Below are 19,478 nucleotides of genomic sequence, written 5' to 3' on the forward strand. Positions count from 1 at the left end.
AGCCTGGACTGTTGCAAACCGGTACAGGCGGCGAGTTCGGTCCTTGGCCCTTTCGCGCGCGGACGCGCGCAGCCCCCTCCCCCTACCCCCCTCCCGCAGGGGGAGGGGGGACTCATTATCCTTCATGCGCCTTCTCGCGTGTCTCCGATGAAGACCCCCGGCTTCTGGTATCGCCCGCAGGCGACGCCGGCGGCCGTGCTGCTGGCCCCGGCCGGCGCGCTCTACGACGTCGCCTCGCGCCTGCGCCGGGCCTTGATCAAGCCGCAAAAGGCGCCCGTGCCGGTGGTCTGCGTCGGCAACCTGGTGGCCGGCGGCGCCGGCAAGACCCCGGTGGCGCTGGCGCTCGCCCGCCGCCTGGCCGAGATCGGGATTTCCGTGCACGTCCTCAGCCGCGGCCATGGCGGCTCGCTGGCCGGGCCGGTGCGGGTCGACCCCGAGCGGCACACCGCCGCCGAGGTCGGCGACGAGCCGCTGCTGCTGGCCCGGGCCGCGCCGGCCTGGGTGTCGCGCGACCGCCCGGCCGGGGCCCGCGCCGCCGCGGCGGCCGGGGCGCAGCTGATCCTGATGGATGACGGATTCCAGAATCCGAGCCTGGCGAAGGACCTGTCCCTCCTGGTGGTCGACGGCGGCAACGGCTTCGGCAACGGCCGGATCCTGCCGGCCGGCCCGCTGCGGGAGCGGCCGGCGGACGGGTTGAAGCGGGCCCACGCCCTGGTGGTGATGGGTCCGGACCGCGCCGGGATCGGGGCGCTGGCCGCCCGCCACGGCCTGCCGGCCCTGGGCGCCCGGCTGGTGCCGGCGGCGGAGGACGCGGCGCGGCTGCGCGGCCGCAAGGTCCTGGCCTTCGCCGGCATCGGCCGGCCGGAGAAATTCTTCGCCACGCTGGCGGAGCTGGGGGCCGAGATCGCCGGCGCCGTCCCCTTCCCCGACCACCACGCCTACACCCCGGACGAGGTGATGCGCCTGGTCGAGACGGCGCAGGAGCGCGGCGCGGTGCCGGTGACGACGGAGAAGGACCGGGTCCGCCTGCCGCCCGAGGCCCGGCCGATGGTCGAGGCCCTGCGCGTCGACCTCGCCTGGGACGACCCCACCGCGGCCGACGCGGTGCTGGAGCCGGTGGCGCGGCGGGCCTTGGGTGTCCGCGACGAGTGAGTAGGTTGGGTTCGAAGGCGAACCCAACATCCCGCCCTCCGCCTCCGTGATTGTTGGGTTCGCGTGCGCGAACCCAACCTACGACCTAGCCCCTGTCGTCTCCCGGCGCGGCGCGCCCCAGGTCAGGGTCGAGACCATGGCGAGCGCCAGCTGACCGTCGGTCGCGAAGGGCCGCAGGAGATCCTCGAGCTCGCGGTCGAACTCGGCGGCCAGGGCCTCGCCCATCGCGGCGCGGCTCCAGGTCGCGCGCGAATGCTGGCCGCGGATGAACTCGGCGACGCTCTGCCGGACCGTGAACGGAAACTCCTTCCGGCCGGCGATGTCCATCCAGGCCTCGTGACGCCCCGCTTCCGCCGCGGCGGCGGCCGGATCGTAGCGGCCGCCGACCCGGGCGATCCAGCGCGTCAGGAACGCCGTCCAGGCGTCGTCGCCGCAGGGCGCTGCGGCCGGCTCGTCGCCGGCGATCACGGCCAGGGTCCCGGTCCAGCCCGCGAGCTTCGGGAACACCGCTTCATGGTCGAGCCAGTGGATCGAGGTGCCGGCCGTGACCAGGTCGAAGCCGCGGTCCGTCCGGTAGGCCTCGGCCGTGTCGCAGGTCCAGGCGATGCCGCCGTGCCGGCCGGCATCCGCCGCCCGCCCCGCCTCGATCATCGCCGCGGACGGGTCGAGCGCCACCACCTCGGCGAAATGATCGGCCAGGACGACGGCGATCTTGCCCGGCCCGCAGCCCAGGTCCAGCGCCCGGCCGCGCCCCTCCACCTGCCCGAGCAAGAATTCATACAGCGCCGGCGCATAGGGCGGCCGGGCGGCGTAGCAGCGAGCGACGTCCGCATCGGCGAAGGCCGACGCCGTGGCCCGGCGCTCCGAGGGGGTGGTGGCGATCCGCCCGGGACGATGCATGGGGCCTCCGCTGGTCGCCGGCGCGGCATCCATCATGCCGCCCGGCGGGCAATATACAGGCTGGTCGTCATGTTGCGGACGACCCGGCCGCCGAAGCCGTCGCTCGCGATGCGCCGCAGTTCGGCCAGCACCGCCTCGCGATCGGCGCGCTGATGTTCGAATAGGTCGCGTAGAGCGCCGCAATCTGGTCCTCGTCCAGCACCAGAGACCACGCGCTCATGGCCGTATCGACGATGTCGAAGGCGTCGGTCCGTTGCAGCGCCGCCAGCCGGGCCTCGGTGTCCAGGCCGAACGGCAGGCCCCGCTCGCCGGCCGCAGGGCTGGACGGGCCCTCCAGCAGGTCCAGGGTCGCGAGATGGAACGGGTCGGGCCGGCTGTCGTCGCCGAACACGTTCCAGAATGCTGCCCACCAGCCGCCGGGGCGAAGCAGGCGCGCGATCTTGGCCAGGGCGGTCTCTTCCTCGAGCCAATGGAAGGCGGTGCCGCTGACGCCGAGGTCGAAGGCCTGGTCTTCGAGCCCGGCATCCTCGAACGCGGAGACCAGCACCGTCAGGGCCGGGTCCGGATGGGCCGTCCGCAGGAATCCGGCGAGGCGGGGGTCGGGCTCGACGGCGACCAGCGGATCGGCGCCGGCCTCCAGCAGCCGGCAGGTCGCCTTGCCCGTCCCGGCGCCGATCTCGAAGGTCGCGGCCCCGGGCCCGAGGGCGCAGCGGGAGCGGAGCGTCCGGTACACCCAGTCCGGGTAGTCGGGACGCGCGCTGTGATAGTTGGCCGGGTCCGTTCCGAAGGCTCGGCGCCCCGCTTCCCTGGCCATTCTCGGCGGCGGCATGATCTGACCTGTCCGGTGAGCCGGTCGGGATGTCCGTCTTGCCCGTGAACGATGCCCGACGGCCCTTCGGGTCGTCCATCCCTGCATTGCCCGCCCGCGCCGGGCCGCCTAAAACGGGCGTCTTTCCCGGCGCGGTAAGGGGGGACCGGCATGGCGGAGGACAGGGTGGCGCGGGCGCCGTGGCTGGTGCTCGGGGCGGTGGTGGCGAGCACCGTGCTCGGCCTGCTGGGGACCGATCTGGTCCTGCCGGCCGTCCCGTCCCTGCCGGAGGCGCTGGGCGGTGACCCGGCCCGGGCGCAGCTGGTCCTGGCCGCCTATGTCGCCGGCAGCTGCGTCGGCCTCCTGGCCTATGGCGCCCTCGGCGACCGCGTCGCCACCCGCACCCTGTTCCTCGCCTCGCTGCTGGCCACCGCGGCCGTGTCGGCAGCCTGCGCAGCGGCCACCGATATCGGCGCCCTGATCGCGCTGCGGGCGCTGCAGGGCGCGGTCGCGTCCGGCCCGGCGGTGTTCGCGCCGGGCATCGTCCGCGCGCTGTTCGACGAGGCCCGCGCCGTCCGGGCGCTGGGGCTGCTCGGCAGCATCGAGGCGCTGGCGCCGGCCCTGGCCCCGATCCTCGGCGCCTGGCTGCTGCTGCTGGGCGGCTGGCGCCTGTCCTTCGCCCTGATCGCAGCCGCGGCGCTGGCGCTGGCGGCGATGGTCCGGGCGTCCGGCCTGCTGCCGCAGGTGGCGCGGCGGCCGCGCGGCGGCTATGCCCGCCTGGCCGCCGACCCGGTGTTCCTGCGCTACGCCCTCAGCCAGGCCTTCGTCCTCGGCGGGCTGCTGACCTTCGTCCTGGGCATGCCGGCGGTGTTCGTGCACGCCCTGGGCGGCACCATCGCCGATTTCGTCGTCATGCAGGTCTGCGGCATCGCCAGCTTCATGCTGACCGCGAACCTCGCCGGCAGCCTGGTGGCCCGGCTGGGGGCGGAGCGGCTGATCGGCCTCGGCACCGGCGTCGCCGCGCTGGGCGCCGCGGCAACCCTGGCCTATGCCCTGGCGGGTGGCGCCGACCCCCGGCTGATCGCCGCGCTGTTCGTGCCGGTGAATGCCGGGCTCGGCCTGCGCGGCCCGCCGGGCTTCTTCCGCGCGGTGATGGCGGCACGCGGCGACGACGCCCGCGGTTCCGCCCTGGTGGTCCTGGCGATCCTCGCCGCCGCCGCGGCCGGCACCGCCGCGGCCGCGCCGCTGATCGACCGCGGGCTGGCGCCCCTGGCGGCGATCGCCCTGGCCCTCCACCTCCTGGCCGCGCTGTGCCTCGCGACCCTGCCGCGGCTGCGGGGCGGGGAAGGCTGAGGCGGCGTGCGGGCCGGATGGGGTCCGCGCACGGATCCGGGCAGCGGAACGGGTCTTTGCCGCATCCGCCCTATTCCTGCCAGAAGGGCTTGGCGATCTCCGCCTCGACCTGCCGTCTCGTCAGGCCGATATCGTCGATCAGATAGGGATTGGCCTTCGCCATCTGCTCGAGCTTCCTGCGCAGGCGTATCCGCTCGCGCCAGGTCGCGATCAGGCTTCGCAGGGCCGCCAGGCAGATGGGCCGCCGCGACACGTTCGCCGGCCCCACGGGCGTCCCCGGCCATGCCGCCTGATGCGGCGCCGACCCAAGGGTATCGTTCATCGCAACCTCCATATCGGCTGAGGGCCGGGGCCCTCGGCCTGGCGGAGGATGAATTCTGCCGGCGACGAACAGCGCCGTACTTAAGCTCTCCCAAAACCTTCGCAAAAACTTCCAAACGGGCTACAGATCCGCCGTATGCAGGGGTCGCGCTTCGCCTTTGGTCCGTTCGTGCTCGATCCGGGTGCGGGAACGCTCCTTCGGGACGGTGCCCCCGTTGCCGTCGGCACCCGCGGCCTGAAGCTGCTGGCGGCGCTCGTCGGACGGCCCGGCGAGATCCTGGGCAAGGCCGAGCTGATGGACGCGGCATGGCCGGGCATGGCGGTCGAGGAAGGCAACCTCACCGTCCAGATCGCGCAGCTGCGAAAGCTGCTGGGTCCCGCCGCCGCCGGCGGTGAATGGATCGTCACGGTTCCGCGCGTCGGCTACCGCTTCACCGGCGCCGTCGAACCGCTCGGCGGCGCCAGGCGAAGCCCCTTGCCGCTGCCCGACAAGCCGTCGATCGCCGTGCTGCCCTTCGTCAATGTCGGCAACGATCCGGAGCAGGAGTCCTTCGCGGACGGGTTGACCGAAGACCTGATCACCGACCTGTCCAGGATCTCCGGCCTGTTCGTCATCGCCCGCAACTCGGCCTTTGCCTACAAGGGAAAGGCGATGGACGTGCGCGGGATCGCACGGGACCTCGGCGTGCGCTACCTGCTGGAGGGCAGCGCGAGACGCGCCGCGGGGCGCGTGCGCGTCAACGCCCAGCTGGTCGACGCGGTGAGCGGCGATCATCTCTGGGCGGAGCGCTTCGACCGCAGCCTGGAAGATATCTTTGCCGTTCAGGACGAGGTCACCGGCAGGATCGTGGAGGCGCTGCTCGGCCGGCTGCGCGGGCCGCCGCCGCGCAATCGGCCGAGGAATCTCGAGGCTTACGACCTCTGCGTGCGGGCGCGGAAGCTGATGGATGATTCGCCGCAGACGGCGCGGGAAGCGCATCTGATGCTGACGCGCGCGGTCTCGCTCGATCCGGGATACGCCGAGCCCTATCGCTGGCTCGCCGTGAATCACTGGATGGGATGGGTGCATTCCGGCGGACCGACGGAATCGTCCCGCAGCGCTGCCTTGGAGCTGGCGCGCAAGGCCGTCGCGATCGACCCCAACGATGCCGGCTGCCGCTGGGTCCTGGCTTACCTGCTGGCCTATGACCGTAGCTTCGCCGAGGCGGATGCAGAATTCGCCAGGGCGATCGAGCTCGACCCGAACGAGGCCGATGCCTGGGCGGCACTGTCCGATATCGCGGTCCTGGCCGGGCGGGTCGAGGAGGGTCTCGAGCACATCCGCAAGGCCTTCCGGCTGAACCCGTTTCCGGCGAGCTGGTATTATCTGACGCTCGGCCAGGCGCAATATGCGGCCGGCGACTACGAAGCCGCGGTCGAGACGCTGCGCCGGGACGAGACGTATCGGACGAGCTCGCGCCGTTTCCTGGCGGCGAGCCTCGCCCAGCTGGGCCGGCTCGACGAGGCGGGCGCGGAGGTCGAGCTGTTCCTCGTCGGCAACCCGCATTTCACGACCCGCCACTGGGCCACGACGGAGCCGTTCCGCGACGCCGCGACGCTCGAGCATTTCCTCGACGGCTACCGCAAGGCCGGTCTTCCGGAGTGACGCGCCGGACGTCGAGCCGACAGGCTCCGCCGCATCCCAATGGACGCCGACCGGCCGCATATCGATGCGCGCGATCGGATTCGGATGACGTAAAGCAAAGGGCCGGCGCAATGCGCCGGCCCTTCAAATCCGGTCGGTCCGGACGGACGGTCAGCCCTGGGCCTTGTCCTGGTCCTTGGTGTCCTGGGGCTTGTTGTCCCGGCGCTCGGTGATGCGCGCGGCCTTGCCGCGGCGGTCGCGCAGGTAATACAGCTTGGCGCGGCGGACGGCGCCGCGGCGGACGACCTCGATCGAGTCGATGCGCGGGCTGTACAGCGGGAAGACGCGCTCGACGCCCTCGCCATAGCTGATCTTGCGGACGGTGAAGTGGCTGTTCAGGCCGGCGTTCTTGCGGCCGATGCAGACGCCCTCATAGGCCTGGACGCGCTCGCGCGTGCCCTCGATGACCTTGACGTTCACCTTGACGGTGTCGCCGGGCTGGAAATCCGGGATCTTGCGGTCGGCGGTCAGCTTCTCGACCTGTTCCTGCTCGATCGTCTGGATGATGTTCATGGCTCTCGTCCTTCTTGTTCCTTGGTGTCTCTACGTCGGTCTCGGCCCGGGCGCTTTCGGACGTGGCTCCCGCCGCCTTCGGCCCTTTCGGGGTTCACGGCAAGGTATCGCTGCCAGAGGTCCGGGCGTCGCTCCCGGGTGATGCTTTCCGCCTGTTCCAGCCGCCAGCGCCGCACCTTCGCGTGGTCGCCGGAGACCAGGATCTCCGGCACCGCGCGCGATGCGCCGTCGGCGCCTGTCCACAGGGCCGGCCGGGTGTAGTGCGGGTACTCCAGGAGACCCGCCCCGAACTCGGCCCCGAAACTCTCCTCCCCGGCGCTCTCCGCGTTGCCCATGACGCCGGGGAGCAGGCGCACCACGGCGTCGATCAGGGCCAGCGCGGCGATCTCGCCGCCGGACAGGATGAAATCGCCCAGGCTGACCTCCTCCGCCCCCTGGGCGTCGAGAAGCCGCTGGTCGACCCCTTCGTACCGGCCGCAGAGCAGGACGATCGCCGGCTCCGCCGCCAGCTCCCGCACCAGCGCCTGATCGAGCAGCCGGCCGCGGGGGCTCAGATAGATCAGCCGCTCCCCCGGGCGGCGGACCGCCTGCACGGCGTCGTCCAGAACCTGGGGAAGCATGACCATGCCGGCGCCGCCTCCGAACGGGGCGTCGTCGACCGAGCGGTGCTTATCGCGCGCAAAGCCGCGAATGTCCACCGATTCCAGCATCCAGTCGCCGCGCGCCAGCGCCCGTCCGGCCAGGGACTGGCCGAGCGGGCCCGGGAACATCTCCGGGAACAGCGTCAGGATGCGGGCGGTCCAGGCCATGTCAGGCCTCGTCCTGCGCGCCGTCGGGCGGCCGCTCCGCCGGCTCCAGCAAGCCGGCCGGCGGATCGATCACGACGCGGCGTCCGGCGATGTCGACCACCGGAACCGCGGCCCGGGTGAAGGGCACCATCACGGCGCTGCCCTCGACCCGAGCGATCTCCAGCATCTCGCCGGCGCCGAAGTCGAACACCGCGCGCACCGTGCCGAAGACCGATCCGTCCGCCAGCACCGCCGGCAGGCCGATCAGGTCGGCATGGTAGAACTCGTCCTCCTCGGTCTCCGGCAGCGCGGCGCGGTCGACATAGAGGCGCAGGCCGCGCAGCGCGTCGGCCGCGTCGCGGTCGGCGACGCCCTCGACCTTCACGATCCACTGGTCCTTGGCCCAGGACAGCAGCTGCAGGGCGAAGCGCCGCGCCCCGGCCTCGTCCGAGACCGGGCCATAGGCGGTCAGGTCCTCCGGGGCGGCGGTGAAGGGTTTGACCTTCACCAGGCCGCGGACGCCGTGCGCCCCGGTGATCTGGCCGACGCAGACCTTGGAGGATGGAGCCATGGGGAAGAATCCGGCCGGCGCCCCTCACCCCGTGCGGGGCAAGGGCGCCCGGTCGGATCAGGCCTCGGCCGGAGCCTCGGCGGCCTTGGCGGCGGCCTCGGCCGCAGCCTTGGCGCGCTCCTGGGCCTTCGCCTTCGGCGCCGACTTCTTCGGCGTCTCGGGATAGGTCGGCATCGGCGCCAGCTCGGCCTGGCCGAGGAACTTGGCGACGCGATCCGTCGGCTGCGCGCCGACCGACAGCCAATGCTTGATGCGCTCGGCCTTCAGCACCAGGCGCTCCGGATGATCCTTCTCCAGCATCGGGTTGTAGGTGCCGACCTTCTCGATGAAGCGGCCGTCGCGCGGGCTGCGCGTGTCGGCGATCACAATCGAGTAGAACGGGCGCTTCTTGGCGCCGCCGCGGGTCAGGCGGATCTTGACGGACATTGCGGTACTCTCCTCAGGGTCAACTTGCTGTGTTGGGGAAGCTCAGGCGGCGTCGTGACAGACGATCTCGACGTGGTGGCCGTCGGGGTCGATCACATAGGCGCCGTAGTAGTTCGGGTGGTAATGCGGCCGCAGGCCCGGCGCACCGTTGTCGCGGCCGCCGGCGGCCAGCGCCGCCGCGTGGACGGCATCGACCGCCGCGCGGTCCGAGGCCCGGAAAGCCAGGTGCAGGCCAGGCATCGGGGTGGGGCGGTCCTCCCCCGGCTTGGCGATCCAGAAATGCCCGTTCCGGGCCGGCAACGGCTCGCCGTAGCCCACGGCGTCGTCGAAATCCCGGATGCGTCCGTAGCCGAGCGGCGCCAGAGCAGCGTCGTAGAAGGCGCGGCTGCGCGCCAGGTCGGCGACGCCGATGGAGACGTGATCGAACATCATGGTCATGACGATCCCCTCCTCACATCTTGAAGCCGGGCGGCAGCATGCCGGGCGGCAGCTTGGGCATGCCGCGCATCATCCCGGCCTTCCCCAGCTTCTTCATCCGCTTCATCATGTCGGCCATCTGCTGGTGCTGCTTCAGCAGCTTGTTCACGTCCTGCACCGAGGTGCCGGAGCCGGCGGCGATCCGCACCTTGCGCTTGGCGTGGATGATCTTGGGGTTCCGGCGCTCGATCGGCGTCATCGAGGAGATGATCGCCTCCTGCCGCTTGATCATCTTGTCGTCCATGCCGGCGGTCTTCATCTGGTCCTTGATCTTGCCGACGCCGGGCAGCATGCCCATCAGCCCCTGCAAGCCGCCCATCTTGCGCATCTGGCGCAGCTGCGAGGCCAGATCCTCGAGGTCGAACTCGCCCTTCTGGATCTTGGCCGCGAGCTTCTCGGCATCCGCCTTCTCGATCGTCTGCGCCGCGCGCTCGACCAGGCTGACGACGTCGCCCATGCCGAGGATGCGGTTGGCGATGCGGTCGGGATGGAACAGCTCCAGCGCGTCCATCTTCTCGCCCACGCCGATCAGCTTGATCGGCTGGCCGGTGACGGCGCGCATCGACAGGGCGGCGCCGCCGCGGCTGTCGCCGTCGACCCGGGTCAGGACGATGCCGGTGACGCCGACCCGCTCGTGGAAGGTGCGGGCGACGTTGACCGCGTCCTGGCCGGTCATGGCGTCGGCCACCAGCAGGGTCTCGGTCGGCTTCGTGGCGTCGCGGATCGCCACCACCTCGGCCATCAGCTCCTCGTCGATGGCGAGGCGGCCGGCGGTGTCGAGCAGGACGACGTCGAAGCCCTCGAGGCGGCCGCGCTCCATGGCGCGGCGGGCGATGGCCAGCGGCTCCTGCCCCGGGACGATAGGCAGGGTGGTGACGCCGATCTGCTCGCCCAGGATCTTCAGCTGCTCCTGCGCGGCCGGGCGCCGCGTGTCGAGCGACGCCATCAGGACCTTGCGGTTGTCGCGGTCCTTCAGGCGCAGGGCGAGCTTGCCGGTGGTGGTGGTCTTGCCCGAACCCTGCAGGCCGACCATCAGCACCGGCACCGGCGGCACGGCGATCAGGTTGATCGGGGTCGCGGCGTTGAGGTCCGGCGCCTCGCCGGGCGTGCCGCCCAGCATCTCGATCAGGCAGTCATGGACGATCTTGATGACCTGCTGGCCGGGGGTGACCGAGCGCAGCACCTCCGCCCCGACCGCGCGCTCGCGCGCCTTGTCGACGAAGTCCTTGACCACCGGCAGGGCGACATCGGCCTCGAGCAGCGCCACGCGCACCTCGCGCAGGGCGGCGCCGACATCGGCCTCCGTCAGCGCGCCGCGCTTGCGAAGCCGGTCGAAGATGTCGCCGAGACGGCCGCTCAGACCTTCGAACATGATCGCCCTTCGAATTCGCCCAACCCGAAACCGGGGACCCCAAACAGAAAAGCGCCAGTGCGCGACACTCGCGGACTGGCGGCACCCCATGGGGTCTCGCTGCGGGCCGATCCCGCAACGGTCGGTCTTCTAGGCGGATGGAGCCGCGGAGTCAATGCGGCGGAACGGCTACCCCGCCCCGCCGTCGCGGCGCAGCACCAGGATGAAGCCGTCCTCGCCCGGCAGGCCGCGGCCGGCCTCGGAGGGGACGGCGCCCTCGGCGGTCGACGGCGGCGGCTCGCTGCGGTCGAGGAACGCCTCCATGGAGGCGACCGGCCAGCGCCAGATCGTCTTGTTCTCCGGCGCCGCGCCGATGCCGGCATACAGCCGGTGGGCATCGGCATTGTCGGACGCCATCTCCCACCGCACCCGCATCGCCTGGGATACGGCGATATCGGCCAGGGCCCGCATCAGCTGCCGGCCGATGCCGCGGCCGCGCGCCCGCTCGCGGACATAGACGTCGTCGACCCGGATGAAGTCGCCCCCGGTCCAGACCGAATAGTCGATGATGTAGCTGACGTAGCCGACCACGCCGCTGCCGTCTTCGGCGATCAGGCCGCGGAAGCGCGGCGGCACCTCGGCCAGCGCCTCGTCGAGATCGGCGCGCTGCGCCGTCATCGCCGCCGGGTCGCCGGTGAACGCCGCCAGCTCGCGCAGCATGTCGAGCAGCATCGGCACATCCGCGGCCACCATCGGCCGCACGGTCAGATCGGACACCACAGCGTCTCCCGCCTTCGGCAGGGGGTCGCGGGAGGGAGCCGGCCGGACTCGCTGCCGCCCGACGCGCCGCCCGGGGACACCCCGCCCCGTCACACGCACAAATCCGACGGCAGGTCTCCTGGCTCGCGGGTCGCCGCCGCACGCCCCCTTCCCGGAATCAGCCGGTGGCTTCGGGCGCGGGCTCGCCGCCTACAGTTGCGGGGGCAGCGCCGGCCTTGCCCGCCATTCACTCGCTGAACGAAGGCGCACCGGCTTCCCTTTTCACCCCGGTCTCCCGGGGCACCGTCGGCCGCCATGCTAGCGGCCGGCCCTCGCCCTGTCGATCACGCAGGGCTCGGCCCTCGCACCGAGGGGCCGGTTGATGCCATATGAGAAGAGAGACCTTGGGAGCGGGCGATGGACGGGCTGCCGTTCTGGAAGATGCACGGGCTGGGCAACGACTTCGTGGTGCTGGACGCGCGCGAGCGGCCGATCACGATCCATCCTGACCAAGCGCGGCGCATCGCCGACCGGCACCGCGGCGTCGGCTTCGACCAGCTGCTGGTGATCGAGCCGACCGAGACCGCGGGCGCCGACGTGTTCATGCGCATCCTCAATGCCGACGGCACCGAATCGGGCGCCTGTGGCAACGGCACGCGCTGCGTCGCCGCGCTCGTGATGGCCGACACCGGTGCCGACAGGGCCGTGATCGAGACCCGCGGCGGCCTGCTGGAATGCCGCGGCGCCCCCCAGGGCGGCGTCACCGTCGACATGGGCCCGGCCCGGCTGGGCTGGCAGGAGATCCCGCTGGTGCATGAGGCCGACACGCTGCATCTGCCGGTGTCCTCCGGCGCGCTGTCGGACGGGGTCGGGGTGTCGATGGGCAACCCGCACGCCGTGTTCTTCGTGCCGGATGCCGAGAAGGTGCAGATCGACGGCGTCGGCCCGGTGCTGGAGCACGACCCGCTGTTCCCGGAGCGCGCCAATATCGGCGTGGTCCAGATGCTGGCCCGCGACCGGCTGCGCTATCGGGTGTGGGAGCGCGGCGTCGGCGTCACCCAGGCCTGCGGCAGCGGCGCCTGCGCCGCCGCCGTGGCCGCCGTGCGCCGCGGCCTGGCCGAGCGCACCGCCTGGGTCGAGCTGGACGGCGGCACGCTGCTGATCGAGTGGCGCGAGAGCGACGGCCATGTGCTGATGACCGGCCCGGCCGAGACCAGCTTCGCCGGCATCCTGTCGCGCGGCCTGCTGGACGGGCAAGCCGCGTAGGTTGGGTTCGCGACCGCGAACCCAACAGGGACCGAGCAAACGGCGGGATGTTGGGTTCGCCCCGGCGAACCCAACCTACGGCAGCGAACGGGCGGCGAGGCAGGCCCGGCACCCCCACCACAGGGCATAGATCAGGCCGAGCAGCAGCAGACGCAGCCAGTACGCCAGGGCGAAGACGAAGCCGATCGCACCGAACAGGACGGTGGCGGTCAGGTCGGCCAGCCGCCGCGACCAGCGGATGGTCGCCTTCACCGTGGTCAGCGCGCCTCGCTTCAGCACCTTGAACACGGCCAGGGTGCGGTCGCCCATCACCGCCGACACCTCGTCCACGCGCCGCAACTCCGGCACGTCGTCGACATAGCGCAGCAGCTCGACCGACTGCGCCGGGCCGACCCGGTCGGCGATCCGGCCGGCGGCGCCGACGGCCTCGTCCAGCCCGTCCAGGCGGTCGCGGCGGATCGCGGCGGCGAAGACGGCGCCGGGCCGCATCACCGTGTCCTGCCATCCGGCCTCCCGCACCTGCCGGCGCAGGGCCGGGAAATCGACCACATCGGCGACCATCCGGCCGAGGCGTTCGGCGAAGCGTGCTGACAGCCTGCCCGTCCGCCGGGCGATCTTGAACACCGACACCGCGCCGCGCGGCAGGGCCGCGGCCCCGCCGGAGCCCCAGGTCGCCGCGGTCAGGGTCAGCCCGATGCCCGACAGGCCCAGCGCCAGCTCGTCCACCGGCTCGCCGCTGCCGAAATGCCAGAGCTCGCGGCCGATGTCGCGCAGGTCGCCGACGAAGGTCATGTCGGCGGCGAAGGCGCCGGCCAGGCCGGAAAGGCCGCTTCCCTCCCCGGTCACGGCGCCGGCGACCGCCTGCCGCGCAGCCCGGGCCGTGGTGCTGGCCGTGGTGGTCTCGTCCTCGTATCGCGCCCGCCATTCAGGCTTGAACGGGGTGTCCGTCATCTCGGCCACCTTCAGCCAGACCGCGGCCTCGTCGATGTCGTCATCGGCGAAGGCCCTGGCGAGCTCGGCGTCGATCTGCTCCGGCGAGGTCCCGGCCCGGGTCCAGGCGGTCAGCGTGGCCTCGACCTCCTGCGCCTCCGGCATCCGGGCCAGCTCGGCCTGGACGAGCTCGACCAGCGGGCCGGCGGCGCGCAGGGCGAGGACCAGCCCGATCAGCCCCGGGACCGTGATCACGACGAATTCCAGGACGCGCAGCGGCCGCAGCTTCATGGAGGCGGGGTTCTCATCCGGCCCCGACCTATAGCATGGCGGGCGGCGCTCCCGACAGGCGGTCAGGCCTGGCCGGCGCCGAGCGCCGCGAGATGCGCGCGGATCGCGGCCGTGGGATCGCCGGCCCGCATCACCCCGCCCATCACCGCGGCGCCGGCGAAGCCGGCAGCCATCAGGCCGGGCAGCAGATCGGGCTCGAGCCCGCCGAGGGCGATCACCCGGCCGGGATGGCGGCGGGCGATCGCGCCGGCCTCGGCCAGGGACAGGGTCGGCTCGTAGCCCGGCTTGCTCGCGGTCGGCGCCAGCGGCCCGAGCGTGACGTAGTCGGCCCCGGCCGCGATGGCGGCGTCGACCTCGTCCCCGGAATGGCAGGACACGCCGATCAGGGCTGCGGGCCCGAGCCGCCGGCGCGCCGCTTCCGGGTCGCCGCCGGCGGCGAGGTGCAGCCCGTCGACATCGGCAGCGGAGTCGAGGTCGGCATGGACGGTCACGACCGCTCCGACCGGCCGGGCCAGGGCCCGCAGCCGGCGCAGCAGAGCCAGACGCTCTGCCGCCGTCAGGTCCTTCTCGCGGACACTGACCCAGCGGCAGCCCACGGCAAGAGCATCCGCCACCACGCCCGTCAGCGGCCGCGCCGCCTGGCGCCGATCGGTGATCAGCAGCAGCGGCGGCGACGGCAGGCCGGTCATGAGCCCATCACGTCCCGATCAGGCCGAGCTGCGGGCTGGAGGGATCGGCCAAGCGGCGCTTCGGGATCCGGCCGGCGCGGGAAGCCAGGCGCCCGCCCTCCACCCCCGCGGCCATGGCCCGGGCCATGCGCACCGGGTCGCGCGCCTTGGCCACGGCGGTCGACAAGAGCACGGCGGAGCAGCCGAGCTCCATCGCCAGCGCCGCGTCCGAGGCGGTGCCGATGCCGGCGTCCAGCACCACCGGCACCTGTACGCGGCTGCAGATCATCTCGATCGCATGCGGGTTGGAGATGCCGAGGCCGGAGCCGATCGGCGAGCCGAGCGGCATCACCGCGGCGCAGCCCACATCGGCCAGGCGCATGCAGGTGACGAGGTCGTCGTTGCAGTAGGGCAGCACCACGAAGCCATCGCGCACCAGCTCCTCCGCCGCCTCGACCAGCTGGGCGACGTCCGGGTACTGGGTCTCGCGGTCGCCGATCAGCTCCAGCTTCAGCCAGTTGGTGCCCAGCGCCTCGCGCGCCAGCTGCGCGGTGAGGATCGCATCCCGTTTGGTCATGCAGCCGGCGGTGTTGGGCAAGAGGCGCCAGCGGTCGCCGACCAGGTCAACCAGGCTTTCGGCATAGCCCTCGAGGCTGATCCGGCGGATCGAGGCGGTGACGACCTCGGCCCCCGAGGCCTCGATCGAATCGAGCATCACCTGGCGGTTCGGATAGCCGGCGGTGCCGATGAACAGGCGCGAGCGCAGCGCCACGCCGGCGATGATGAAGGGGTCCTGCATTCCCATCTCTCCTCAACCGCCCTGGAACGGGCGGACGATCTCGACCCGGTCGCCGGCCGCCAGACGATGCTCCGGCCAGCGGGCCCGCGGCAGCACGGCGTCGTTGAGCGCCACGGCGGTGCCGCGCGCCGCCGGGTCGATGCCCTTGGCCAGCAGCAGGTCGAGCACGCTGACCCCAGCCGCCGCCTCGGTTTCTCCGTTCACATTCACGGTCCCTGGCACGCTCATTGCGCAGCCTCCGCGATCCGGGTGAACCGGTCGATGCGGAACGGCTCCGCCACCTCCGGCAGGCGGCCGTCGAGGATGGTGCCGGCCACCGCCTCGACCGTGGCCGGCAGCAGCAGGATGCCGTTGCGGTGATGGCCGGTGGCGAGGACCAGCCCCTCGATCGCCGAGGGGCCGAGCACCGGCGCGTCGTCGCGGCTGCCGGGGCGCAGCCCGGCCCAGCTCTCGATCACCGGCAGCTCCTCGATCCCCGGCAGGGCGCGCCAGGCGGCGTCGAGCAGCGACAGCAGGCCGCCGGCGGTGACCGTGGTGTCGAAGCCGCGCTCCTCCACCGTCGCGCCGATGATCAGCCGGCCGTCCAGCCGCGGCACCAGATAGGCCTTGCCGGCCCACAGCACATGGCGCAGCAGCGGCGCCGCCGGATCCATCTGCAGCGCCAGCATCTGGCCCTTCACCGGCCGGACCGGCGGCAGCGCCTCACGCGGGATGCCGGGAATGCCGCCCGACCAGGCGCCGGCGGCCAGCACCACGACATCGGCCGGGCGCGCCTCGCCGGCGACCACCACGCCGCTGGCCCGGCCGTGGTCGGTGGCCACGGCTTCGACCTCCGCATGGTCGTGCAGCCCGCCGCCGGCCCGGCGCAGCGCCTCGGCCAGCGCCGGGACCAGCCAGCGGTTGTCGACCTGGTGGTCGGCCGGGCTGTGCACGGCGGCGGCCAGGCCCGGCCGCAGCATCGGCTCGCGGTTCAAGAGCTCGGCGCCGGTCAGCCAGCGCAGCTCGACGCCGAGCTTGCTCTGATAGTCGGCGGAGAAGCGCAGCTCAGCCGCGTCGTCGCGGGTCAGGGCCACGGCCAGCGTGCCCTCGTCGCGATAGCCGATCGGCAGGTCCGATGCGGCCTCGACCTCCCGGGCGAAGCCGGGCCACAGGTCCTGGGCGCGGCGGCACAGGCCGAACAGCGCCTCCTCCCCCGGCTCGGCCTCGAGCCCGGCGGCGAGCATGCCGGCGGCGGCCCAGCTGGCCTCGCGCCCGACCGGGCCGCGGTCGTAGACGTCGACGGGACAGCCGGCACGGGCCAGGCGCCAGCCGATGGCCAGGCCGTTGACCCCGGCGCCGATGATGGCGACGCGCGGCCTCGCTCCACGCAAAGGGGTCGGGCCGACGGACTCGGCCTGCAACAGGGACAGAATCGGAATGCCGGTCATCTCAGGCTCCCTCCGCTGGCATGATCCAGGTCAGGTTCGATGGGTATGATCTCAGCCCGCCGTAACGACGGGCACCCCAGCCGATGTCGCCATTTCAGTCCCGGAGGCGGGCCGGTTGCAAGCCCCTTTTTTCATCTGGAGGTGCGGCTTAGAGACGTTGCGCTGGGCGATCAGGGCCGCCGGTCACCTCGGGCGAATCACTTTTCGCACCCAAACATCGCCGCGATCTCGTCCTCGGCCATCCGGTCGAAATCCGCCGGGATTGTGAACTGCCCAGCCATGAAGCCAAGACGCTTCGTCCGGCGCGGCTCCGGCGCATCGATCGCGACCACTTTCACCAACGGCTTTCCGGCCTTGGCGATCAAGAAAGCCTCACCCTCGGCAGCACGGTCGACGAGCCGAGAAAGATGCTTCTTGGCAGCATGAATGCTGTAGGTCCGCATAATCAGCCGCTGAGTGTCGCCCAGTGAACTCGGTCAGCATACGCGCATCACGACCCGCCGTCTCCGGCGCCCCTGCCCCGCGCCGGGCCGACTTACGGAGGTCACATGCGGCGTGTTAAGAAGCGCGCATGACAGAACAGATGAACGACGGCGGCGCAGGGGCGCCGAAAAAAGGGTGGTTCACCCGACTGAAGGAGGGGCTGTCGCGCTCCTCCGCCAAGCTGACCGAAGGCATCAGCGGCATCTTCACCAAGCGCAAGCTGGACGATGCGACGCTGGAGGAGCTGGAGGAGCTGCTGATCCAGGCCGATCTCGGCCCGGCCACCGCCGCCAAGCTGACCGCCGAGCTGGCCCGCACCCGCTTCGGCAAGGAGGTGTCGGGCGACGAGGTGCGGCGCGCCCTGGCCGACCATGTGGCGCAGATCCTGCGGCCGGTGGCCAAGCCGCTGACCCTTTCGCCGGACCGCAAGCCGCAGGTGGTGCTGGTGGTCGGGGTCAACGGCACCGGCAAGACCACGACCATCGGCAAGCTGGCCAAGCAGTGGCGCGAGGAAGGCCGGTCGGTGATGATCGCGGCCGGCGACACCTTCCGCGCCGCCGCGGTGCACCAGCTGCAGGTCTGGGGCGAACGCTCCGGCTGCCCGGTGGTCACCGCCAATCCCGGCGCCGACGCTGCCGGCCTGTCCTTCGACGCGCTGACCCGGGCGAAGGCCGAGGGCCGCGACGTGCTGCTGATCGACACCGCCGGCCGGCTGCAGAACAAGGACAATCTGATGGCCGAGCTGGCCAAGATCGTCCGCGTCCTGAAGAAGATCGACCCGACGGCGCCGCACGACGTGCTGCTGGTGCTGGACGCCACCACCGGCCAGAACGCGCACAGCCAGGTCGAGGTGTTCCGCGACATGGTCTCGGTGACCGGGCTGATCCTGACCAAGCTGGACGGCAGCGCCCGCGGCGGCGTGCTGGTGGCGCTGGCCGAGCGCTTCGGCCTGCCGGTGCACGCGATCGGCGTCGGCGAGAGCATCGACGACCTGCGGCCGTTCGACCCCGAGCAGTTCGGCCGGTCGCTGATGGGAGTCGAAGCATGAGCAAGACCTCCCAGACCTTCGCCCCCGAGCAGTTCCGGGACGCCGCCGAGGCCGTGGCCCGGCTGCATGCGATCTACGACGCCAACACCGGCCTGCTGCGCGACGCCTTCCGCGCCTATTCCCGCGGCGAGGAGCCGCCGGCGCGGGTGCGCGCCTGCTACCCCTACCTCACGGTCAGGGTGGAGGATTTCAGCCGGGCCGACACCCGCCTGTCCTATGGCTTCGTCGACCGGCCGGGCACCTTCTCGACCACCATCACCCGGCCGTCGCTGTTCCACCGCTACCTGACCGAGCAGATCGGCCAGTTGATCCACAACCACCACGTGCCGGTCGAGGTCGGGGTCAGCGACACGCCGATCCCGATCCATTTCGCCTTCCCCGACGGCATGCATGTCGAGGGCGACCTGACCCGCGAGCGCATGCTGCACATGCGGGCGGTGTTCGACCTGCCGGACCTGGCGATGATGGACGACAGCATCGTCAACGGCACCGCCGTGATCCCGCCGGGCGAGCCGCACCCGCTGGCGCTGTTCACCGCGCCGCGGGCGGATTATTCGCTGTTCCGGCTGAAGCACTACACCGCCACGGGCTGCGAGCATTTCCAGAACTTCGTCCTGTTCACGAACTACCAGTTCTACATCGACGAGTTCATCCGCATCGCCTATGAGCTGATGCAGGGCGACGGCGGCGGCTACGACGCCTTCATCGAGCCGGGCGACCGCATCACCATGCCCGGCGGCCGCGCCCGCGGCACCCCGGCGGCGCGGCTGCCGCAGATGCCGGCCTATCACCTGACCCGGCCGGACCATTCCGGCATCACCATGGTCAACATCGGCGTCGGCCCGTCCAACGCCAAGACCATCACCGACCACATCGCGGTGCTGCGGCCGCATGCCTGGATCATGCTGGGCCACTGCGCCGGCCTCAGGAACACGCAGAAGCTGGGCGACTACGTCCTGGCGCACGGCTATGTCCGCGAGGACCATGTGCTGGACGCCGACCTGCCGGTGTGGGTGCCGGTGCCGGCCCTGGCCGAGATCCAGGTGGCGCTGGAGCACGCGGTCGGCGAGATCACCGGCCTCAGCGGCTACGGCCTGAAGAGCGTGATGCGCACCGGCACGGTCGCGACCATCGACAACCGCAACTGGGAGCTGCGCGACTATCGCGAGCCGGTGCAGCGCTTCAGCCAGAGCCGCGCCATCGCCCTGGACATGGAGAGCGCCACCATCGCCGCCAACGGCTTCCGCTTCCGGGTGCCGTACGGCACGCTGCTCTGCGTCTCCGACAAGCCGCTGCATGGCGAGCTGAAGCTGCCCGGCATGGCCGACGCCTTCTACAAGCAGCAGGTCGGCCAGCACCTGCAGATCGGCATCCGGGCCATGGAGATGCTGCGCGGCCTGGGCCTGGAGCAGCTGCACAGCCGCAAGCTGCGCAGCTTCGCCGAAGTGGCGTTCCAGTAGGCC

22 protein-coding genes and 2 riboswitches are annotated in these 19,478 nt (G+C 72.0%); of the genes, 6 read left to right on the forward strand and 16 right to left on the reverse strand.

The genetic code is table 11. The features are described from left to right. The first annotated feature begins 147 nt into the window (after positions 1–147). Positions 148–1,152: a tetraacyldisaccharide 4'-kinase gene (gene lpxK / locus ACFW16_RS13245; protein WP_380305582.1), complete on the forward strand. Its 1,005-nt coding sequence runs from the start codon at positions 148–150 to the stop codon at positions 1,150–1,152. Positions 1,153–1,230: 78 nt separating this feature from the next. Here lpxK and ACFW16_RS13250 read toward each other — a convergent pair whose 3' ends face one another. Continuing rightward, entirely contained in the window at positions 1,231–2,052 is an 822-nt protein-coding gene (locus ACFW16_RS13250; protein WP_380305584.1) for a class I SAM-dependent methyltransferase, read from the reverse strand. A 67-nt stretch (positions 2,053–2,119) separates the two neighbouring features. Beyond that, positions 2,120–2,881: a class I SAM-dependent methyltransferase gene (locus ACFW16_RS13255; RefSeq protein WP_380305586.1), complete on the reverse strand. Its 762-nt coding sequence runs from the start codon at positions 2,879–2,881 to the stop codon at positions 2,120–2,122. 150 nt (positions 2,882–3,031) lie between these two features. Here ACFW16_RS13255 and ACFW16_RS13260 point away from each other — a divergent pair, with 150 nt between their 5' ends. After that, the gene (locus ACFW16_RS13260) at positions 3,032–4,213 is read left to right on the forward strand and encodes an MFS transporter (RefSeq protein ID WP_380305588.1); all 1,182 of its coding nucleotides are present in this window, start codon (positions 3,032–3,034) and stop codon (positions 4,211–4,213) included. A 70-nt stretch (positions 4,214–4,283) separates the two neighbouring features. Here ACFW16_RS13260 and ACFW16_RS13265 read toward each other — a convergent pair whose 3' ends face one another. Continuing rightward, the gene (locus ACFW16_RS13265; protein ID WP_380305590.1) at positions 4,284–4,535 is read right to left on the reverse strand and encodes a DUF1127 domain-containing protein; all 252 of its coding nucleotides are present in this window, start codon (positions 4,533–4,535) and stop codon (positions 4,284–4,286) included. A 135-nt stretch (positions 4,536–4,670) separates the two neighbouring features. Between ACFW16_RS13265 and ACFW16_RS13270 the strand changes: the two genes are divergently transcribed. Next, entirely contained in the window at positions 4,671–6,179 is a 1,509-nt protein-coding gene (locus tag ACFW16_RS13270; RefSeq protein WP_380305592.1) for a winged helix-turn-helix domain-containing tetratricopeptide repeat protein, read from the forward strand. Between the two features lie 150 nt (positions 6,180–6,329). Here ACFW16_RS13270 and rplS read toward each other — a convergent pair whose 3' ends face one another. The 7 genes from rplS to ACFW16_RS13305 all read right to left on the reverse strand — a co-directional run bounded on the left by rplS (position 6,330) and on the right by ACFW16_RS13305 (position 11,121). Beyond that, positions 6,330–6,731: a 50S ribosomal protein L19 gene (gene rplS, locus ACFW16_RS13275; RefSeq protein WP_380305594.1), complete on the reverse strand. Its 402-nt coding sequence runs from the start codon at positions 6,729–6,731 to the stop codon at positions 6,330–6,332. Then, a complete protein-coding gene (gene trmD, locus ACFW16_RS13280; RefSeq protein WP_380305596.1) occupies positions 6,728–7,540 on the reverse strand; it encodes a tRNA (guanosine(37)-N1)-methyltransferase TrmD in 813 nt (270 codons plus the stop codon). Before trmD ends, rplS begins: the two co-directional genes overlap by 4 nt. 1 nt (position 7,541) lies before the next feature. Further along, positions 7,542–8,090: a ribosome maturation factor RimM gene (gene rimM, locus ACFW16_RS13285; protein ID WP_380305598.1), complete on the reverse strand. Its 549-nt coding sequence runs from the start codon at positions 8,088–8,090 to the stop codon at positions 7,542–7,544. A 57-nt stretch (positions 8,091–8,147) separates the two neighbouring features. Then, positions 8,148–8,516: a 30S ribosomal protein S16 gene (rpsP, locus tag ACFW16_RS13290; protein ID WP_380305600.1), complete on the reverse strand. Its 369-nt coding sequence runs from the start codon at positions 8,514–8,516 to the stop codon at positions 8,148–8,150. A gap of 42 nt (positions 8,517–8,558) precedes the next feature. Continuing rightward, positions 8,559–8,954: a VOC family protein gene (locus ACFW16_RS13295; RefSeq protein WP_380305602.1), complete on the reverse strand. Its 396-nt coding sequence runs from the start codon at positions 8,952–8,954 to the stop codon at positions 8,559–8,561. 13 nt (positions 8,955–8,967) lie between these two features. Next, positions 8,968–10,365, reverse strand: coding sequence for a signal recognition particle protein (ffh, locus tag ACFW16_RS13300; protein ID WP_380305604.1), 1,398 nt, complete (start codon positions 10,363–10,365; stop codon positions 8,968–8,970). Positions 10,366–10,533: 168 nt separating this feature from the next. After that, positions 10,534–11,121 (reverse strand): GNAT family N-acetyltransferase, encoded by a 588-nt coding sequence (locus ACFW16_RS13305; protein WP_380305606.1) that lies wholly within the window; start codon positions 11,119–11,121, stop codon positions 10,534–10,536. A 93-nt stretch (positions 11,122–11,214) separates the two neighbouring features. Next, a riboswitch (cobalamin riboswitch) is annotated at positions 11,215–11,426 on the reverse strand. A 94-nt stretch (positions 11,427–11,520) separates the two neighbouring features. Between ACFW16_RS13305 and dapF the strand changes: the two genes are divergently transcribed. After that, on the forward strand, positions 11,521–12,369 hold the full coding sequence (gene dapF / locus ACFW16_RS13310) for a diaminopimelate epimerase (RefSeq protein ID WP_380305608.1): 849 nt from the start codon (positions 11,521–11,523) through the stop codon (positions 12,367–12,369). A gap of 75 nt (positions 12,370–12,444) precedes the next feature. On the opposite strand, the gene ACFW16_RS13315 is transcribed toward dapF, so the two are convergent. From ACFW16_RS13315 to ACFW16_RS13340, 6 genes are all read right to left on the reverse strand, one after another. Further along, positions 12,445–13,590 carry a hypothetical protein gene (locus ACFW16_RS13315; protein ID WP_380305610.1) on the reverse strand — a complete coding sequence of 382 codons (1,146 nt, stop codon included), beginning with the start codon at positions 13,588–13,590 and terminating at the stop codon, positions 12,445–12,447. 62 nt (positions 13,591–13,652) lie between these two features. Then, positions 13,653–14,279, reverse strand: coding sequence for a thiamine phosphate synthase (locus tag ACFW16_RS13320; RefSeq protein WP_380305612.1), 627 nt, complete (start codon positions 14,277–14,279; stop codon positions 13,653–13,655). Positions 14,280–14,286: 7 nt separating this feature from the next. Then, entirely contained in the window at positions 14,287–15,057 is a 771-nt protein-coding gene (locus ACFW16_RS13325; RefSeq protein ID WP_380305614.1) for a thiazole synthase, read from the reverse strand. Between the two features lie 12 nt (positions 15,058–15,069). Continuing rightward, the gene (gene thiS, locus ACFW16_RS13330) at positions 15,070–15,261 is read right to left on the reverse strand and encodes a sulfur carrier protein ThiS (protein WP_380305616.1); all 192 of its coding nucleotides are present in this window, start codon (positions 15,259–15,261) and stop codon (positions 15,070–15,072) included. A 20-nt stretch (positions 15,262–15,281) separates the two neighbouring features. Further along, positions 15,282–16,484 carry a glycine oxidase ThiO gene (thiO, locus tag ACFW16_RS13335; protein ID WP_380305618.1) on the reverse strand — a complete coding sequence of 401 codons (1,203 nt, stop codon included), beginning with the start codon at positions 16,482–16,484 and terminating at the stop codon, positions 15,282–15,284. After that, positions 16,475–16,573: riboswitch (TPP riboswitch) on the reverse strand. (Overlaps the previous gene by 10 nt.) A gap of 108 nt (positions 16,574–16,681) precedes the next feature. After that, entirely contained in the window at positions 16,682–16,927 is a 246-nt protein-coding gene (locus ACFW16_RS13340; protein ID WP_380305620.1) for a type II toxin-antitoxin system Phd/YefM family antitoxin, read from the reverse strand. A 128-nt stretch (positions 16,928–17,055) separates the two neighbouring features. Between ACFW16_RS13340 and ftsY the strand changes: the two genes are divergently transcribed. Together ftsY and ACFW16_RS13350 are read left to right on the forward strand one after the other, a co-directional pair. Then, a complete protein-coding gene (ftsY, locus tag ACFW16_RS13345) occupies positions 17,056–18,015 on the forward strand; it encodes a signal recognition particle-docking protein FtsY (protein ID WP_380305622.1) in 960 nt (319 codons plus the stop codon). After that, the gene (locus ACFW16_RS13350) at positions 18,012–19,475 is read left to right on the forward strand and encodes an AMP nucleosidase (RefSeq protein ID WP_380305624.1); all 1,464 of its coding nucleotides are present in this window, start codon (positions 18,012–18,014) and stop codon (positions 19,473–19,475) included. The genes ftsY and ACFW16_RS13350 overlap by 4 nt, the downstream gene beginning before the upstream one ends. Positions 19,476–19,478: the final 3 nt, after the last annotated feature.

The organism is Inquilinus sp. NPDC058860, from assembly GCF_042743185.1.
Lineage (GTDB): Bacteria > Pseudomonadota > Alphaproteobacteria > DSM-16000 > Inquilinaceae > Inquilinus.

Excerpts from the sequence above, each read along its gene's own strand:
- lpxK (WP_380305582.1), top strand. The coding sequence starts at position 148 with ATGAAGACCCCCGGCTTCTGGTATCGCCCGCAGGCGACGCCGGCGGCC.
- ACFW16_RS13250 (WP_380305584.1), bottom strand. The coding sequence starts at position 2,052 with ATGCATCGTCCCGGGCGGATCGCCACCACCCCCTCGGAGCGCCGGGCC.
- ACFW16_RS13255 (WP_380305586.1), bottom strand. The coding sequence starts at position 2,881 with ATGCCGCCGCCGAGAATGGCCAGGGAAGCGGGGCGCCGAGCCTTCGGA.
- ACFW16_RS13260 (WP_380305588.1), top strand. The coding sequence starts at position 3,032 with ATGGCGGAGGACAGGGTGGCGCGGGCGCCGTGGCTGGTGCTCGGGGCG.
- ACFW16_RS13265 (WP_380305590.1), bottom strand. The coding sequence starts at position 4,535 with ATGAACGATACCCTTGGGTCGGCGCCGCATCAGGCGGCATGGCCGGGG.
- ACFW16_RS13270 (WP_380305592.1), top strand. The coding sequence starts at position 4,671 with ATGCAGGGGTCGCGCTTCGCCTTTGGTCCGTTCGTGCTCGATCCGGGT.
- rplS (WP_380305594.1), bottom strand. The coding sequence starts at position 6,731 with ATGAACATCATCCAGACGATCGAGCAGGAACAGGTCGAGAAGCTGACC.
- trmD (WP_380305596.1), bottom strand. The coding sequence starts at position 7,540 with ATGGCCTGGACCGCCCGCATCCTGACGCTGTTCCCGGAGATGTTCCCG.
- rimM (WP_380305598.1), bottom strand. The coding sequence starts at position 8,090 with ATGGCTCCATCCTCCAAGGTCTGCGTCGGCCAGATCACCGGGGCGCAC.
- rpsP (WP_380305600.1), bottom strand. The coding sequence starts at position 8,516 with ATGTCCGTCAAGATCCGCCTGACCCGCGGCGGCGCCAAGAAGCGCCCG.
- ACFW16_RS13295 (WP_380305602.1), bottom strand. The coding sequence starts at position 8,954 with ATGACCATGATGTTCGATCACGTCTCCATCGGCGTCGCCGACCTGGCG.
- ffh (WP_380305604.1), bottom strand. The coding sequence starts at position 10,365 with ATGTTCGAAGGTCTGAGCGGCCGTCTCGGCGACATCTTCGACCGGCTT.
- dapF (WP_380305608.1), top strand. The coding sequence starts at position 11,521 with ATGGACGGGCTGCCGTTCTGGAAGATGCACGGGCTGGGCAACGACTTC.
- ACFW16_RS13315 (WP_380305610.1), bottom strand. The coding sequence starts at position 13,590 with ATGAAGCTGCGGCCGCTGCGCGTCCTGGAATTCGTCGTGATCACGGTC.
- ACFW16_RS13320 (WP_380305612.1), bottom strand. The coding sequence starts at position 14,279 with ATGACCGGCCTGCCGTCGCCGCCGCTGCTGCTGATCACCGATCGGCGC.
- ACFW16_RS13325 (WP_380305614.1), bottom strand. The coding sequence starts at position 15,057 with ATGCAGGACCCCTTCATCATCGCCGGCGTGGCGCTGCGCTCGCGCCTG.
- thiO (WP_380305618.1), bottom strand. The coding sequence starts at position 16,484 with ATGACCGGCATTCCGATTCTGTCCCTGTTGCAGGCCGAGTCCGTCGGC.
- ACFW16_RS13340 (WP_380305620.1), bottom strand. The coding sequence starts at position 16,927 with ATGCGGACCTACAGCATTCATGCTGCCAAGAAGCATCTTTCTCGGCTC.
- ftsY (WP_380305622.1), top strand. The coding sequence starts at position 17,056 with ATGACAGAACAGATGAACGACGGCGGCGCAGGGGCGCCGAAAAAAGGG.
- ACFW16_RS13350 (WP_380305624.1), top strand. The coding sequence starts at position 18,012 with ATGAGCAAGACCTCCCAGACCTTCGCCCCCGAGCAGTTCCGGGACGCC.